This window comes from Candidatus Poriferisodalis sp., from assembly GCF_965215815.1.
Lineage (GTDB): Bacteria > Actinomycetota > Acidimicrobiia > Acidimicrobiales > Poriferisodalaceae > Poriferisodalis.
The window spans coordinates 2,495,442-2,511,855 of sequence record NZ_CBDCEO010000013.1 but is presented as its reverse complement, the minus strand read 5'-3'; the positions used below and the strand labels follow the sequence as shown (position 1 = coordinate 2,511,855).

Below are 16,414 nucleotides of genomic sequence, written 5' to 3'. Positions count from 1 at the left end.
CGGTCGGCGTGAGGGGGACACGGTGAACGCACAGACCCACGGCGAGCTTGCGAACTTCATCTGGGACATCTGCAATCTGCTGCGCGGCCCCTACAAGCGCAACGAGTACCGCAAGGTGATCCTGCCCCTCACGGTGCTGCGCCGTTTCGACTGCGTGCTCGCGGACACCAAGGACGATGTGCTCGCTGCGGCCAGAGTGCACGCCCGCCAGTCCGAGAACGTGCGCCACCAGCTTCTCTCGGCGGCGGCGAAGCGGCCGTTCTACAACACCTCCCTGTTCGATTTCGCCCGTCTGCTCGATGACCCCGACCAGATCGCGGCGAACCTCAACGCGTACATCGCGGCGTACTCGCCGAACGTGCGCGACATCATGGCCAGCTTCGACTTCGGCGCCCAGATCGACCGCCTCGCCGAGCGTCAGCGCCTGTTCCGAGTCATCCAGCGCTTTTCGAATCTCGACCTGTCGCCCCAGCGTGTGGACAACATGCAGATGGGTTATGTGTTCGAGGAGTTGATCCGCATCGGCGCGGAGCAGTCCAATGAGGAAGCCGGGGAGCACTTCACGCCCCGCGAGGTCATCCGGCTCATGGTCAGCCTGCTGCTGTCGCCCGAGCCTGACCTGGGCAAGGCTCACATCGTCAAGACCATCTATGACCCCGCGTGCGGCACAGGCGGCATGCTGAGCGTCGCCGAGGACTTCCTGCGCAGCCACAACGCCGATGCCAGGCCGCATCTGTTCGGCCAGGACATCAACAATGAGTCATGGGCAGTGTGCCGCTCGGACATGCTCATCAAGGGCGAGAACGCCGACAACATCAGGCTGGGCGACTCGTTCACCGACGACGGCTACAAGCACAAGTCAGACGACACCCGGTGGACGTTCGACTACATGCTGGCCAACCCGCCGTTCGGGGTCGAGTGGAAACAGCAGCAGCAGACCATCAAGAACGAACGCGACACGCTCGGCTACCAGGGCCGCTTCGGCGCGGGGCTGCCGCGCATCAACGACGGCTCGCTGCTGTTCCTCCAGCACATGCTGTCCAAGACGGCGCCCGTCGCCGCCGACGGCACCGGCGGCAGCCGCATCGCGATCGTGTTCAACGGGTCGCCGCTGTTCACCGGCGACGCAGGCGGCGGCGAGAGCAATATCCGCCAGTGGATCATCGAGAACGACTGGCTGGAGACGATCATCGCCCTGCCCGACCAGCTCTTCTACAACACCGGCATCTCCACCTACATCTGGATACTCGCCAACCGCAAAGAAGCGCACCGCCGCGGCAAGGTCCAACTCATCGACGCCCGCGAGTTCTACGTCAAGATGCGCCGCAGCCTCGGCAACAAGCGCAACGAACTCTCGGCCGACCAGATCGACGACCTGACCCGCATCCACGGCAGCTTCACCGACGGCGAAACCCGCGACCTCACCAACGAGGACCCCATCACGCACGAGCCGCGCACTCGACCCCGCGTTGTCAGCAAGATTTTCGACAACGAGGACTTCGGGTACCGCAAGATCACCGTCGAGCGGCCACTGCGGCTCAACTTCGCCGCGACGCCCGAGCGCATCGCCTGCATCGAGGATGAGAGAACGTTCTTGAACCTTGCCAAGAGCAAGAAGAGCGCCGGGGCGGCTCACGACACCGAAGTGGCCGAGGGCAAGGCCCGCCAGCAAGTCTTGCGAGACACGCTCGCAACCCTCGCCGGCAACACCGACGGCGAGATCATCGGAAACCGTGACGAGTTCACCGCACGGCTGCGAGCCGCCGCCGAAGCACACAGCGTCAAGATGTCTGCACCCGAGCGCAATGCCGTCCTCGCGGCACTCAGCGAACGCGACCCCGACGCCGACATCTGCGAGGACCGCAACGGCAACCACGAACCCGACACCGGGCTGCGCGACACCGAGAACGTTCCTCTCGGCGAGGACATCGACGCCTACATGGAACGTGAAGTCCACCCGCACGTCCCCGACGCCTGGGTCGACCACGACAAGACCAAGACCGGCTACGAAGTCCCCCTCAACAGGCACTTCTACGTCTACGAACCGCCCCGCCCACTCGAAGTCATCGAAGCCGACCTCAAGACGCTCGAAACCGAGATCGGGCAACTGCTCGCGGAGGTGACGGCGTGAGGCCGCCATATCCCGATTACACCGAGTCGGAAATGGAGTCGATCGGCGCGATCCCGTCTCACTGGGAGACGCGGCGTCTTAGGACACTGGCTGCCTACCGCACAAGCAGTGTGGACAAGAAATCCGCTCCTGACGAGGCAGCGGTTCGTCTCTGCAATTACACCGACGTGTACTACCGAGAGCGAATCCTCGCCGGTGACGACAATTTCATGCACGCGACGGCCTCCGCCCAAGAGATCGACCAGTTTGGTCTGGAAATCGGCGATGTGCTGATAACGAAGGATTCGGAAGACTGGTCTGACATCGCCGTCCCTGCGGTTGTCGAGGAGACTGCCAACGACTTCGTGTGCGGTTATCACCTCGGCATTATCCGTCCGGGTAGTCACCTCGAACCGGCGTTTCTGTTTCGCGCGCTGCAGTCGCAGAGCGTGAATGTCCAACTCCAGACGGCAGCCACAGGGGTAACCCGATTCGGGGTTACCCGAGGGGGTGTCGGACGCACGGTTGTCCCTCTGCCTCCCATGGATGAGCAACGTTCAATCTCAGCTTTCCTCGACTCCGAAACCGCCCGCATCGACAAGCTGATCACGAAGCAGGAGTCGCTGATCGAGCGGCTCGACGAGTATCGGATCGCGTTGATCACGAGAGTGGTGACCAAGGGGCTGCCGCCCGAGGCTGCGGAGGCCGCTGGGCTGGACCCGGCGCCGGCGCTGAAGGACTCGGGGGTGGAGTGGCTCGGGGAGGTGCCGGAGCATTGGACCGTCAAGCGACTAGCGCTTGTAGTCGAGTGCCTGGACGGCAAACGCGTACCGCTGAATTCTGAACAGCGTTCCTACCGTCAAGGCACGTTTCCATACTGGGGGGCCAACGGCGTACTCGACCACCTCGACGACTGGCTATTCGATGAGCCTCTGGTCCTCCTAGGCGAGGATGGAGCACCATTCTTCTCACTCAACAAGCGGATCGCATTCGCTGTGTCCGGACGAATATGGGTCAACAACCATGCACACGTCCTCCGACCAGTGGGAATACAACAGGACTTCCTGGCCCACCTGCTCAACATCACTGATTACGCCGCGTTCATTGACGGCTCCACACGCGACAAGCTCACGCAGGGCGACATGAACGACATCCCTGTGCTGGTGCCTTCCGAACGAGAACAGACACTCATCGTCGACTACTTGAGTAGGCAACTAGGTCAAGTGGATGGGCTGCGAGATCGGATACACAGTTCGATTGAGCGCCTTGGGGAGTACCGCACGGCGCTGGTATCAGCGGCGGTGACGGGCAAGATCGATGTGCGCGACGTGGCTTTGGCTGGTTCTGGGGGTGGTGGGTGATGTCGGTGCAGACATCAGAGCATGCGTTCGAGTCGTCGGTGGAGTCGATGCTGGCTGACGTGGGCTGGGTGTCGGTAAAGCCGGATGAGTGGGATGTGGATCGGGCATTGTTCCCGGCTCGTGTGATCTCGTTCGTGCGGGCGACGCAGCCGGAGTTGTGGGAGCAGGCCGAGAAGTCCCAGGGCGCTGAGCTTGAGCCGCGGCTGCTGGAGCGGCTGTGCAAGGAATTGGACTTGAAGGGCACCTTGGAGGTGCTGCGTCACGGGTTCAAGTTCGTGGGCAAGACGTTCCGGCTGGCGTACTTCAAGCCCGCGCACGGCCTGAACCCCGATGCGTTGGCGCTGTTCGGCGCCAACGAGTTGTCGGTGACGCGTCAGGCTCGTTGTCATCCGGGCAAGAACGACACGGTTGACCTGCTGTTCGCGCTCAACGGTGTGCCGGTGGCGACGTGCGAACTGAAGAATCCGATGACCGGCCAGACGTGGCAGCACGCCATCAGCCAGTACAAGACCGATCGTGAGCCGGGTGCGCCGTTGTTCCGGTTCGGCAAGCGGGCGCTGGTGCATTTCGCGGCAGACCCTGACGAGGTGCACATGACGACGCGGCTCGCGAAGGGCGATACGCGGTTCTTGCCGTTCAACCGGGGCAGCCATCCCGGTGAGGTTCAGTGCGGTGCGGGCAATCCTGCTCATCCGTTGGGGCCTCGGACGGGTTATTTCTGGTCTGAGGTGCTGGAGCGGGACCGGTTCTTGGAGATTCTCGGCTCGTTCATGTTCACCGAGCGCCGCGAGGAGAAGGTCGTCGATTCCAAGGGAACGCGCACGGTGCGGCGCGAGACGCTGGTCTTTCCCCGCTATCACCAACTGGACTCGGTGAGCCTGATGGTGGAGACCGCCCGCGCCGAAGGGGCGGGCAGCAACTATCTGGTGCAGCATTCGGCGGGCAGCGGCAAGACGAACAGCATCTCGTGGCTGTCGCATCGCCTGTCGAGTTTGCATACCGCCGCTGATGACAAGGTGTTCGACTGTGTCGTGGTGATCACCGACCGGCGTGTGCTCGATGCGCAGTTGCAGGACGCGATCCGCCAGATCGAGCACACCGAAGGGGTCGTGCAAGCCATCGACGAGGACTCCCAGCAGCTTGCCAAAGCGCTCACCGACGACACCAAGATCGTCATCACGACGTTGCAGAAGTTCCCGTTTGTGATGGGCGGTCTGATGCGAATCGCCGGCGCGGACTCTGCCACGGCGAGCGAGGCTGAGAGCGCTCAGGTGGCGGAGTGGGCGCGGGGGCTGGCGTCGCGGCGTTACGCGATCATCGTGGACGAGGCGCATTCGAGCCAGACCGGCGACACCGCCCACCAGATGAAGGCGCTGCTGGGTGTAGGGGCGCTCGCGGGCGGCGACGACCCGCAGGACTGGCAGGACGGGCTGAACGCGGTGGTGGAGTCACGCGGCCCGCAGGAGAACCTGAGTTTCTTCGCGTTCACTGCCACGCCGAAGGGCAAGACGATCGAGCTGTTCGGGCGTCCCGGACCGGACGGCAAGCCGGTGCCGTTCCACACCTACAGCATGCGCCAAGCCATCGAAGAGGGATTCATTCTCGACATGCTTGCCAACTACACCGACTACGACACCTATTTCAGTCTGGTCAGCACCGCGGAGGAGGACCCCGAGTTCCCCAAGCGTCGCACCGCGACGAAGCTGTCGAAGTTCGTGACCCTCCATGAGCACAACCTGACCCAGAAGACCGAGATCATCGTCGAGCACTTCAGAAACCAGGTCATGCACGCCATGGGCGGCAAGGCCAAGGCGATGGTGGTGGCTGGGTCGCGGCTGCACGCAGTGCGCTACATGAACCACTTCACCAGCTACATCGAAGAGCACGGCTATGACGACGTGCGTCCCTTGGTGGCGTTCAGCGGCACTGTCACCGACCCCGACGACGGCGCGGAGTACACCGAGCCGAAAATGAACATCGACGTCGTGTCGGGCAAGCCGATCAGCGAGGCCGCGCTGGCCGGGCGGTTCGGCTCGCCGGACTATCAGATACTGCTCGTGGCCGAGAAGTACCAGACCGGGTTCGACCAGCCGCTGCTGCAGGCCATGTACGTGGACAAGCCCCTCTCAGGGGTGCATGCGGTGCAGACCCTCTCGCGGCTCAACCGCATCGCCGCGGGCAAGCAGCCCCCGTTCGTGCTCGACTTCGTGAACTCGCCCACCGACATCGCCGCTGCGTTCGCCCCCTATTTCGACGTGGCCGAGTTGCGCGAGCAGTCCGACCCCTACCAACTCGACAGCCTCGCCTACGAACTCAACCAGGCCAACGTGTACCAGCAGTCCGAGGTGGACGACTTCGCGTCGGTGTTCTACCTGCCCGCCCACAAGCAGCAGCCGACCGATCACGCCCGCCTCGAAGCCGCCCTGCAGCCCGCACGGGACCGCTTCGCCGCCCTCGACGACGAAGAAGCTCAGGAAGCGTTCCGGGACCGGCTCACCGCCTACGTGCGCCTGTACACGTTCCTGAGCCAGATCATCCCCTACGCCGACTGCGACCTCGAACGGCTCTACTCCTATGGCCGCATGCTGCTGCCGCGGCTGGCTACCCCGGACGGCGGCGACCCCATCGATCTCGGCGGCGACGTCGAACTGGAGTACTACCGCATCCAGAAAATCTCCAGCGGAGCCATCAGCCTCGACGGAGACGACGCCACCGTCACCAGCCCCACCGCAGTCGGCACCGGCACCGCCGAGGAGGAAACCGAGCCGCTGTCGCAGATCATCGAGCGCCTCAACCACCTCTTCGGCACGAACTTCGACGACAGCGACCGCCTGTTCCTCGAAGCGGTCCACAACGACGCCATGCAAGAAGACGACATGCTCGTCACAGCACGAGCCAACGACTTCGACAAATTCTTCTTGGCACAGCGCGCACGTCTGCGAGAACTCATGCTCGAACGCCTCGCAGAGAACGAAGCGCTCGTCAACAAGTGCCACAACGACGGCGACATCGGCGACGTCGTGGACTACGGAATGATGCAGGCGATATTCGGCAGTGCCAATGCCGAAGAGCGCTGAGATAACCAGGGAACAGCAATGACGCGATCGCTCTCGATTCCCACCGGCCAAGGCCAGTCTGTTGACATCAGCCTGGACTCGGAGAACAACGCCCTGTTCGTCCTCGGCGCCAATGGGTCAGGCAAGTCAGCATTGCTGCATTGGCTCTACGGGGAGCATCAGCGTAAGCACCCTGATGGTTCGTATGCGGTGCGACTGATCAAGGCGCACCGCATGACAAGTCTCGGCACCAACCGAGTCGATGTCAGCGCTAGTGCATTCGAGACTCAACTGCAGCAAGCCCATCAGGACGACAGCGCCGCGTATGGACGCTACTGGGATCGACGCGTCCCGAATCGCGCCCAGAGCATCATTTATGAACTGCTGCGTGAAGAAGTCGGGCAGCTTGCACGAATCGGACGAAAGGCCCGGAATGCACGTGTGGGCAGGACAGACTTCGCTGCGGTCGAGCAGGCCGTTGACCAAAGCACCAGTCCGATCGAGGTCATCAATGGTTTGTTCCAATCAGCAGGTCTGGAAATCCAAGTAGAGATTCCTGAGAGTGACCCGGATGCGCTCGTGGCGCGTCGCCGCAATTCGGACACCCCATACGGAATCGAGCAACTGTCGGACGGGGAGCGCAGCGCTCTTCTGCTGGCTGCACAGATTCTGAGCGCACCCGCTGGCACTCTGTTCTTGATCGATGAACCGGAGCGACATCTGCACCGTTCGATTGCAGGCCCGCTCTTGTCAGGCATCTTCGCTGCGAGGCGAGATTGCGAGTTCGTCGTGGCAACCCACGAAATCTCGCTGCCGCACGATTGCCAGGAAGCTCATGTGTTGCTGCTGCGTGGTTGGGAGCCTCAAGGCAACGGCCCTCAAACCTGGGATGCCGACCTCGTGGCCCCCGATGCAGACATCGACGACGACATCAAACTCGACATCTGGGGCGCCCGCCGACATCTCGTGTACGTCGAAGGAAAACCGCACAGCTTGGACAAGCGCGTCTACGAGACGCTATTCCCGCAGGCGACCTTCGTCGCCCGCGACGGTTGGCAGCAGGTCGTCGCAGCCGTCAGCGCAGCACATGCGTCACGCGACCTGCACTGGCTGCAAGTGCACGGACTGATCGACCGAGACCGGCACGAAGACGACACGCTCGATGAAGGAGCGCGTCAAGTTGTATGCATGCTCGGGTGCTACGCGATCGAGTCGATCTACTACTGCGCCGAAGCGCAGCACAGCGTCGGTGTTGCGCTCGCACGGGATGCAGGCGAGAGGATCGAGGATCGACTCGCTGCGGCACGAGAAGCGGTCCTTGCGGAGGCGCACACACTTGCAAGAATCGAACACGTAGACCCTGAGCGCCTGCGCTGCGATATCGAGTCCGAGGCTGCCGATGCGATCATCGCGAACTACCCCATCAGCAAGAGCGTCATCCCTGACCGAATAGCGCAGAGCCTCGGATTCCGCGGCAGGAAGGCATACGAGCAAGCGGTCAGGATTGCGCTCCGCGGTGACGAGGCGCTGAGAGGCCATGTGGCGGCAATGTGCGCCGAGTTGGGCGACGCCCTTGGACAAGCTGATCAGGAGTCGCAATCGGACGCCGCATGACGTGGAGGCTCTGCGGTCGGCTCGGACATCACGAGAGACATCGCCGACAGCGGCGAGACTCGACAGTCATGAGGTTCTATCTCAGATTGAACCAGCGCATCACACGCCGTGTGGTCCAGTAGGCACTTTGGGCCTTGGCAATACTGCTCTGTTGCTGCTGCTGACGCTGATTTCGTGGGTGTTGTTCTGAGGCTCTTTCGGACTCATAATCTGCCAACATTTGGTCGATTTCCTTGATCTTCGCGGAATAGTCGGCAATTGCTCCTTCTATCTCATCAAGACCATCGAAGAACTCGATACATGTTCGACACCGAGAGAGAAAGATCTCGTTCGCCCTAAGCCCGGCAACGTATGCCTCTCGTGCACGTAGCGCGTTGGCTGCTGTGGGACGCGCATTGAATGCAAACAGCCTCTTGACGATGCGCTTGCTTGTCGATGGAAGGGCGTTGGAAATCTCAACGCCTGCCTCGTGACACCGCACCTCACGCGGCGCATTTTCTGCACAGACGCACGGCAAAGCCAATCCTGGGTCTTGGCTCACATCAGTTCTCCCTGGTCCGCGAGAATGTATGCCATGTTGACGATGCACGCCGCTTCGCCACGCACTCGGCCTTAGCCTTGATCGCCGGCGCGGTCACCGTCGACACGCACCAGTGGCGTCGAGGCATCTTCGTCGCACTGACCTCGCTGTCCGGTGAGCACGATGTCCAGATTCTCTGGGTGCGTGAGCCAGGAGGCGGGGAGGAGGCTCGGAGTCATCAGCAGCCACGGGCGCGTAGAGATGGATTGGGTACGGGCTTGTTCGGAGGCGCTGGCGTGGATGTCCACGGCCGGGGTCTGCACCGAATGTCGATTGTGCGCTTCCAGGAGTGTTCGGCGGGCGCAGCGTGCCACAGGAGGCTGCTGGATATGTTGGTTCAGCGGCACCATGAGGGACTCGTGTGCCGGTGGAGACCTTGATGCAGCGTGGACCGTTGAGCGATGTACAGCTCGTAGCGCTGGTAGAAGACATCCGAGACGGCTCATGCGCCGCGGAGACGGACGCGGTGGAATGGAAAAGTACCCTCGACTTCACCAAGGCTGACAGTCGCTTCGCCTTGCCAAAGAACGTCCTCGGCATGGCGAACCGGCTTCCTGCGATCGCACGCCGTGACTTCGGCGGATTCGGGTACATCCTCGTTGGCGTAGAGGCAGGGTCGATACCAGGTGTGCCGCCAGTGGATGCGGCTCAGATTCATGACTGGATCGATCCATACGTCGGAGCGACCGGTCCGGTTTGGCAGCCCCGATTCGTGACGGTCGACACCAAGACGATCTTGGTCATCGAAGTTGAACCGCCACGACCAGGAGACCGCATCCAAGCCCTTCGCAAAGAATGCGCCAATTCGCTCAAGGGCACGGTTTTCGTCAGGAAGAACGGCAAGACTCACCAAGCTGACGATCAAGACATCGCCAACCTGGAGCAGCGCTCCAAGGGCGCTCGACTCGAACTCGATCTGCAGCCAATCGGACCGCCCCAGATGACGTGGTTCGACCGCAGCTTGATCGAGAGGGAGATCGCGCAGGTGGCGGCCGACTCTCGACATCAGCAAATCAGACGAGCGCAGCCCCGTAGCGGACGGAGCGACCCTTCAAACACCCTAGAGATTCTTGACCGGTTGGCGGAGAAGGCCTTTTTCGGCGAAGAAACGCGGTCAATGGAGTCATACGTCTCACAGGTCGAGGAGTGGCACTCAAAATGGGGCGAGATCGCACCGCGGCACTGGGTGGAGAACTACATGCTCGCCGGTCATGGTGTGTATTCGTTGCAGTTGGACAACCTGACTGAGGAGAATTTTGGAGACGTCGAATTGCGACTGCGGATCGAGAGGGCGTGGGTGAACGACGAAGTTCCTTCCGAGGCGGTCGAACTGCCTGCGAAACCCAAGCCGTTCGGAATGAGTGGCGGGCTGAGCAGCCTCGCGAACATCAACTTGGACTTTCCGATTCTAGGAGCAGGTGTCCATTCGCCGTACGACCTTCCGACGATCTTTGCCACCAATCATGAAGGCGGCGCAGAGGTGGTATGGAAGGTCGGTCACCTGCGACCCGAAGAAGCCATATCGTCTGACGCGATAGCGATTCTGGTGGACACCCAACAAGAATCCAGCCACCTCACAATCCAGTGGCAGGCGACTTCAACGAGCGTCAACGGCGTCCTCCGAGGTGAACTGGAGATTCCGCTCGCCGAGCGCCAGATCGATTTGCACGACATCGAGCACGACCTCGGAAGTTGAGGTCAAGGTAACCCGGACCTTTTCCCACCGAAGCGGCTAGCGGACATGGTGCGCCACGAGCGCTCTGCCTCTACTGCCCTCGTGTGATCCCGGCTCGTGCGAGCATGTCCGCGGCAACGCCGAATTCACGCCAAGTGGCATACGCGATGCCTTTGCGCGTGCCGTATGCAACGGCGTGGGTGATGAATCCTGCTTCGACCACTGTCATGTCCGGTTCGTCGGCGAGGGCAACAAGCTGCGCGTCGATGTCTCTGCGGTCCTGCATCAACTCCAGCCGCCTGATCGGCTTGAGGTCGCCAGCGGCAAGTTGGCTGTCGATGGCAGCGCGGCGCTCTGTCAGTTTCTCCGGACTGGCCTGGCGATCTCGCTTGGCAAGGTTCGATTCCAGCTCTTCGAGAAGGTCCCGCACCGCTGCCGCCTCGACCCGCCCCGCAGCGATCATCGCGTTGTGCTCATTGGACATGGTTCGTTCTGCCAGGCGGACAGTCGGGCAGCGCCCAGGCGTGGCCCATCGCGGTTCTCGGTGGGCCGGTCAATACGCAGCCCTGCTGAAGGCATGTTCCTGCGCGTGCCGCGCACAGGGCGTGGAAGCGGGCGCAGCTTCCAAGTTCTCGCCGCTACGACGCTTGAGCAGTATCGTCGGCCGAGATCTGTTTCTCGTTACGACTTGGAGGCGGGCAGAGTGACAATGTGGTTACCGCGGACCCTTCATGACCTGTTGGGAGGCGATTTGGGGCAGGTCGAATGGGCGATGCTGCAATCGTTGGTCGGCTTGTCCGAGAACGAGGAGCTTGAATTCAAGAGCCAAATGTGGCCGAGAAACAGGAATGAAGAACTAGCGAGAGATATCGCGCAATTCGCCGGCAATAGGGGAGGCTTGATCATTGTCGGAGCACGCGAAGCTGATGGGAAACTGGAAGAACTCATTCCATTGCAGATATCAGAGAGTGATGAACTCCGGATTCAGCAGATTGTGGACTCGCGTATCTCGCCGCGCCCTACAATACATATGAGGCGGGTTGCAGCAAACAGCCAGAACGCTGCGACTGCTGGGCACATCTTGCTGATTTCAGTTCCCGATAGTCGCCTCAAACCGCATGCAGTGCAAGAGGGAAATCGCCTCAGCTATCCCATACGCACCGGAAGCCAGAAACGCTACCTTTCCGAACCGGAGGTAGCTGACCACTATGTCCTGAGACTCAAGAATCACGAGGAGACCCAAAGAAACCTTGATGCACTCTTGGAGTCCGCCACCTCCGAGATCAGCAAACCTGAGTCGCCTCGTACAGCATTGGTGTGCGCTGCAGTGCCTGAGCAGCCAGGACAGAGTGAATTGCGGTCCGACACAGCCCGCAAGATTCAGGCGTACACGCTGGCATCGTTCGTGCCCCAGGCTGAATGGAATCTATCGACTGCTCGCACCGATTTTCGTTCGGTTTGTTTCGGACCTGAGACAGGTTCTCTCGTATCCCTCAAGTTCTGCGTCGACGGCAGCGGCTTTGCCTTAGAACCCCTGGATTCTGACGAGAGCGACGATCTATACGCTGAACGTGTAGCGATATCTGCGCTGAACTGTCTGTCCTTGTTTGGCCGACATGCCGTCGAAAGCGAAGCTGCAGGCTCTCTGTCGGTTGCTTTCCGCATTGTTGGCGAGCCGGGGCGCGAGGTGGGATTGCGAATCGCCGCGACTTTCGGCGGCCGCCGTTGGCGAACGACGCGGCTGCCGACAGTAACTGCACGGCGAGACTTCAGTGCGGAAGCACTCGCTGCTGGTGGCAGGGAACTGCTAAATGCATGGGAGCAGGTCGCCACCGATCTGATGTCGCCGTTTGACTTCGCAAGCCCAATACCGCGGAATGATGCGGGCGAGTTGAACCTCAATTCCTATCTCCGCCATTGGCGAGGCGATTTTGAGCGGCTTCGCATACCTGCCGAGCGCGCATAGGGTACGATCCCACAGCTTGCTGGCAATCAAGAATGGCTGCTGACCTTGAGAGCAAACGCGAGAGTGTGCCCCACCCAAGTGGGGATGAGTCGTCCCCCGTCGAAGTCGAACTTTCGCAGCACCCCTGTGTGCCCGACGCATTTGGGGATGAGTCCAGGGAGCGCAGCGGCCCTGCGACGGGCTCCATGCATACCGCACGCAAGTGGGGGTGAATCGATCCCGCTAGAGCCGCGCTGCATTTGACGGTCACGCGGAGCCGGCCCTCAGCACCCTGAGTCCATGGGGCTTGCGACAGCGGACGGCACGGCTGAACCGGCTCAACACCGACCGTCGCATCTCGGCACGCGGGACACGGCCGAGCTGCAGGCTGACAGCGCGGTGGGCGAGGGCGCCTCACCATCTTGCTCATGCCGACCGCCCTGCGGCTGTGAGCAGTGCTGCCGATGTTGTGAGTCATGCCATGGCGAGGCTGCGCAGTGAGCGCGGAGAGCGCTGAGGGCGAGGCGGCAGAGCGGCAGTCCGAGCGGCAGGGCATGGAGCTTGCCGGCCCGGCCCGGATAGGCGAGCAGGCCGAGACGCTGCGGTACGGGGCGTGGCTGGCCGACGTCGAGCCGGAGGTCCGTGCGTGGCTGGCAGAGCAACGGGAGGCATCGTGATGGCAATACGACCGATGGCGCGGCACGGCAAATCTGGGCAGTTGTGCGCCTATGGGGGCTGCGGCGCATACGCGAACCCCTTGGGATCGGGGGTGCGGCACGAAGATGGCTGCCTAGCCGCAATGCACGGGATACCCGGGGACACATGGACGTGCTCCGCCAAACACCTCTGCGAACGGCACCAAGCGAAGGCGGTCCGCAAGGGGTGGTGCATATGCAGGCGTCTGGAGGCGGAAAGGGGGAAGCGGGCACAACTCCGCGCAGTGCAAGGCGGCACAATGAGCGCCAAGACGCGGGCCGCCGTCTGGGCACTGGCCCTGGCCGCCTGCCTGGCATTCGCTGTCCCTGTCGCTGCGCAGAGCGGCGAGGCGGCAGAGCAGTCGTCTCGGCGGTGCAAGGACGGGGAGCTGCCTGAGCTGTGCTACGAGAGGATATGGCAGGAGACCGCTCTGCTGTGCGAGCAGGGAGACGGGCTGTGTCTGCGGGCTGTTGCTCTGAGAAAGCAGGCCGCCGAGCTGAGCAGGGCTGTGGCAGAAGCGCCGCCGGGCAGCCGCCCGGTTCTGTACGAGCAGGTCCGGGCGATCTACGAGCAGGTCCGGGCGGTCTACGAGCCGGACGAGATAGCGGAATACTGCGGCGACGGCTGGTGTTATGTGAGCGTGCCCTGGGGGTATTTCGACGCGACTGATCCGAATTCGTGGCGGCCCGGTGTGATGCGTTTCCCGGCGGCGGCGGGTTGGCCCGACTGCGCCAGATCGTGGGGCGCGTATCTGTGTGTCCCTGTGGCGGCCCGGCCGTGAGCGCCGAGGCCAAAGCCGCAGCGGGAGCCTGGGCACTGGCATTCGTCGCCTGCCTGGCATTCGTCGTGCCGGCCGCTGCACAGGGATGGGGAGACCTGGACCCTGAAGAAATACCCCAATGGCAGCAGGCCCAGCGGCCCGTCATAGCGCCCGGAGCGTGGGAGGCGGCCCCGCCCGGCCCGAATGACCTCTGCGTCTTGCATGAGTCGATCGAATGCGCCCGCTACATCACTATGGACCCGCACAACCCCGGGCACTACCTCTGCGCCCCGTCGCCGCCGTGGCTGTACATCGACCCAATCACGGGCCGATGGGCGGGCACCGAGCCGCCCGGATGGGACGACTGCCGACATGACCGGTGAGGGCCGGCAGACGCAGCGCCGAAGCGGACAGCAGGGCATGATGCCGACCGGCGACGTCGTTGTTGCCGCTGCGTACGGGTGGCCCGCTGACATCAGCGACGAAGACACCCTCGCCGCACTCATCGAACTCAACCAGAAGCGCTAGCGCGTCCTGATCTCGTAGCAGTCCGCCGAGTTGAGACGACCATCGAAGCGTGCGGCGTTTGACGCCTACGGCTAGACCATGCATGTTCTCATGCCCACAAGTCGAGAATCCAGCGCACCCCGGGAATCAGCACGACGGTTACGCCCACAACGGTCATCGCTGCTACTGCGATCGTGAATCTCTTGATTGATTTCTGCAGTCGTACATTCTCGCTTGCGCCGATCAGGGTGCCGATTTGCGTGGCGCGTTCTCGGGTGGCTAGTTCGAATTGCTGAAGCCAAGAAGCCTTGTCATGGATGTCCTCATGCCGACGATCGGCCATTGAGATGGACTCTTCACCTTGTCCTGGCTCCACGGGGATGAATGTGGGCACGCTGTCACGGAACAGCCGCCGGGCACCGGCATGTTCAGTCAGTTCAACCGCGACAGCAGCCACATCGGCCGCACCGAGCATCTCGTTCTCGATGTCATCCAGTGCAGCCACGGCCCGGTCCCGTGACTTGATTTCCTGCAATTGAGTGTTGCGTGCTTTGACCATTTGGGTCGTGCATTCGTCAATCAGCACAGTGATGGCCCAAGCCAAGACGACCTCTCCTGCCGCCAACTCGACGTATTGGACGCGAGCGGACCTGCTCGATTCTGAATCCTCGCCCATCGCGGCTGTCAGTTCGTCTTCTCGGACCGCCATGACAGCGTGATACCGAGACCCGAAAATGGTTCCAAACCGCAGTCCAGCGGTGTCAGCGCTCTTCCACGCATACCAGCCGATGTCGATTCCGAGCAGCCCCATGAAGTGGCCCATCAGACCTTCACGCTCAACATGCGCCGGGAACGGCACAGCCTGACGTGTCGTGATGAGTTCACAGGTTGGCATCGTGCCTTGCCGCGTTCCCGACGAGAAGACTCCCGGGAACTGATCCCCGAACCAGTCAGTTATCGCCGCCGAGCGTTCATCTCTCAGCCGTTTCAGATCATCCCGTTTCTGGTTCGCCGGGTCATAGACGGTGTAGCCCTGACCTTTCGGAATCAGGCTTGATTCACGATCCCTTTGCAGTAGTTCGTGAATGGATTTTGAGTGCTCGTCAGTCAGCACAAAAGCCACTACTAGCGCTGTCAACGAATCACTTACAGAGTGCAGCTTCGCCACGGCGTACCGAAAATACTCCGGCATCGGTACTTTATATTGAGCGCCGACGGCATAGATCATCTGCTCGGTCGGAGCGAAAGGGTCCAAGTACAGCCACCCGCCGCTAAACCGGGAGGGGTGCAGACTGTGCAGCCATTCGGCAGGATCGCTGCGCGACGACAAGCCTCGCTGGAGCATGTCATGCGCGAGCCGCTCGAATGACGATACGAGGCCGTCGAAATGTGACGGCGTGTAGAATTCGACGCCCCACACGCAATGGAGGTCAACCCGCTCGCCTTCGGGTACTGAAGATGATTCGTTCCACTTCGGGTCGTTAGCGCGCCAACGTTCCACGTCGGCTTCGTGCCCACTCGCGTCAGGCTCGGTCAGTGGCTTCTTGCGGGAAATGAGTCTCTTGAGTCGTCCTTCACGAGTTGGAGGCTCGTCGCTCGTGCTCATCGGTGGTGTCAGTTCCGTTCGCAGGACTCAGCCCGACAAGCCGTCAGGGCGAACGAGACGCTACCCGCGCGTCGAGAGATGCCTGCGGCAGCGTCGAAGCAAGCCGCGGTGAGGCCCGGCACCCTTTCGGCAAGGCGCAATTCCTGGGTCTGGCTGGCAGATTCCTGCCTCGGCGGCCGGTCCGGACCTGACACACAATGCCAACCGTGCCGGGGCGTTCGTGGGGGCTTGATCCCGTCGTACGGCTGTCGGGTCGCCCGGTGCACAACCGGCCACCCGCGGCATCGGCGACGGGACCGCTGCGGCGGCACTGGCACCGAGCCGCCCGGATGGGACGACTGCCGTCATGACCGCAGAGCGACGCCATGACAGGGCATCCTCCCGATATGAAGCGACGACGGTTCTGCGGAGGCACGACACGCAAAGGCAGGCCCTGCATGCGCATGCTGAAGGCCGGGCAGAAGCGCTGCGGGAAATGCCGCCCGCCGCTGCGCAGAGCGACGC

At 62.2% G+C, this 16,414-nt stretch carries 14 protein-coding genes; 10 read left to right on the top strand and 4 right to left on the bottom strand.

Annotation, left to right across the window (positions count from 1 at the left end):
- Positions 1 to 22 precede the first annotated feature (22 nt).
- The 4 genes from ACOOHB_RS21360 to ACOOHB_RS21345 are packed head-to-tail and all read left to right on the top strand — an operon-like array spanning position 23 to position 8,141.
- Positions 23 to 2,131, top strand: coding sequence for a type I restriction-modification system subunit M (locus tag ACOOHB_RS21360; RefSeq protein ID WP_420446797.1), 2,109 nt, complete (start codon positions 23 to 25; stop codon positions 2,129 to 2,131).
- A complete protein-coding gene (locus ACOOHB_RS21355; protein WP_420446796.1) occupies positions 2,128 to 3,471 on the top strand; it encodes a restriction endonuclease subunit S in 1,344 nt (447 codons plus the stop codon). Before ACOOHB_RS21360 ends, ACOOHB_RS21355 begins: the two co-directional genes overlap by 4 nt.
- Positions 3,471 to 6,548, top strand: a complete 3,078-nt coding sequence (locus ACOOHB_RS21350) for a type I restriction endonuclease subunit R (protein WP_420446795.1) — start codon at positions 3,471 to 3,473, stop codon at positions 6,546 to 6,548. Before ACOOHB_RS21355 ends, ACOOHB_RS21350 begins: the two co-directional genes overlap by 1 nt.
- Before the next feature lie 18 nt (positions 6,549 to 6,566).
- The gene (locus ACOOHB_RS21345) at positions 6,567 to 8,141 is read left to right on the top strand and encodes an AAA family ATPase (protein WP_420446794.1); all 1,575 of its coding nucleotides are present in this window, start codon (positions 6,567 to 6,569) and stop codon (positions 8,139 to 8,141) included.
- Positions 8,142 to 8,217: 76 nt separating this feature from the next.
- Here the strand turns inward: ACOOHB_RS21345 and ACOOHB_RS21340 are convergent, their stop codons facing one another.
- Positions 8,218 to 8,682 (bottom strand): hypothetical protein, encoded by a 465-nt coding sequence (locus ACOOHB_RS21340; protein ID WP_420446793.1) that lies wholly within the window; start codon positions 8,680 to 8,682, stop codon positions 8,218 to 8,220.
- A 71-nt stretch (positions 8,683 to 8,753) separates the two neighbouring features.
- A complete protein-coding gene (locus ACOOHB_RS21335; protein ID WP_420446792.1) occupies positions 8,754 to 8,984 on the bottom strand; it encodes a hypothetical protein in 231 nt (76 codons plus the stop codon).
- A gap of 131 nt (positions 8,985 to 9,115) precedes the next feature.
- Here ACOOHB_RS21335 and ACOOHB_RS21330 point away from each other — a divergent pair, with 131 nt between their 5' ends.
- Complete coding sequence (locus tag ACOOHB_RS21330; RefSeq protein ID WP_420446791.1) at positions 9,116 to 10,417, top strand: helix-turn-helix domain-containing protein; 1,302 nt, start codon at positions 9,116 to 9,118, stop codon at positions 10,415 to 10,417.
- 70 nt (positions 10,418 to 10,487) lie between these two features.
- Here the strand turns inward: ACOOHB_RS21330 and ACOOHB_RS21325 are convergent, their stop codons facing one another.
- The gene (locus tag ACOOHB_RS21325; RefSeq protein WP_420446790.1) at positions 10,488 to 10,880 is read right to left on the bottom strand and encodes a hypothetical protein; all 393 of its coding nucleotides are present in this window, start codon (positions 10,878 to 10,880) and stop codon (positions 10,488 to 10,490) included.
- Positions 10,881 to 11,147: 267 nt separating this feature from the next.
- Here ACOOHB_RS21325 and ACOOHB_RS21320 point away from each other — a divergent pair, with 267 nt between their 5' ends.
- The 5 genes from ACOOHB_RS21320 (at position 11,148) to ACOOHB_RS21300 (ending at position 14,325) form a co-directional block, all read left to right on the top strand.
- Complete coding sequence (locus ACOOHB_RS21320) at positions 11,148 to 12,362, top strand: helix-turn-helix domain-containing protein (protein ID WP_420446789.1); 1,215 nt, start codon at positions 11,148 to 11,150, stop codon at positions 12,360 to 12,362.
- 476 nt (positions 12,363 to 12,838) lie between these two features.
- Entirely contained in the window at positions 12,839 to 13,018 is a 180-nt protein-coding gene (locus tag ACOOHB_RS21315) for a hypothetical protein (protein WP_420446788.1), read from the top strand.
- Positions 13,019 to 13,296: 278 nt separating this feature from the next.
- Positions 13,297 to 13,818: a hypothetical protein gene (locus tag ACOOHB_RS21310; RefSeq protein WP_420446787.1), complete on the top strand. Its 522-nt coding sequence runs from the start codon at positions 13,297 to 13,299 to the stop codon at positions 13,816 to 13,818.
- A complete protein-coding gene (locus tag ACOOHB_RS21305; protein ID WP_420446786.1) occupies positions 13,815 to 14,180 on the top strand; it encodes a hypothetical protein in 366 nt (121 codons plus the stop codon). Before ACOOHB_RS21310 ends, ACOOHB_RS21305 begins: the two co-directional genes overlap by 4 nt.
- On the top strand, positions 14,170 to 14,325 hold the full coding sequence (locus tag ACOOHB_RS21300; protein ID WP_420446785.1) for a hypothetical protein: 156 nt from the start codon (positions 14,170 to 14,172) through the stop codon (positions 14,323 to 14,325). Before ACOOHB_RS21305 ends, ACOOHB_RS21300 begins: the two co-directional genes overlap by 11 nt.
- An 88-nt stretch (positions 14,326 to 14,413) precedes the next feature.
- Here ACOOHB_RS21300 and ACOOHB_RS21295 read toward each other — a convergent pair whose 3' ends face one another.
- On the bottom strand, positions 14,414 to 15,910 hold the full coding sequence (locus ACOOHB_RS21295) for a hypothetical protein (RefSeq protein ID WP_420446784.1): 1,497 nt from the start codon (positions 15,908 to 15,910) through the stop codon (positions 14,414 to 14,416).
- Positions 15,911 to 16,414: the final 504 nt, after the last annotated feature.

What these genes read in the sequence shown, in the direction of transcription:
- ACOOHB_RS21350 (WP_420446795.1), top strand. Translation starts at nt 3,471, where the DNA reads ATGTCGGTGCAGACATCAGAGCATGCGTTCGAGTCGTCGGTGGAGTCG.
- ACOOHB_RS21300 (WP_420446785.1), top strand. Translation starts at nt 14,170, where the DNA reads ATGACCGGTGAGGGCCGGCAGACGCAGCGCCGAAGCGGACAGCAGGGC.
- ACOOHB_RS21295 (WP_420446784.1), bottom strand. Translation starts at nt 15,910, where the DNA reads ATGAGCACGAGCGACGAGCCTCCAACTCGTGAAGGACGACTCAAGAGA.
- ACOOHB_RS21325 (WP_420446790.1), bottom strand. Translation starts at nt 10,880, where the DNA reads ATGTCCAATGAGCACAACGCGATGATCGCTGCGGGGCGGGTCGAGGCG.
- ACOOHB_RS21310 (WP_420446787.1), top strand. Translation starts at nt 13,297, where the DNA reads ATGAGCGCCAAGACGCGGGCCGCCGTCTGGGCACTGGCCCTGGCCGCC.
- ACOOHB_RS21345 (WP_420446794.1), top strand. Translation starts at nt 6,567, where the DNA reads ATGACGCGATCGCTCTCGATTCCCACCGGCCAAGGCCAGTCTGTTGAC.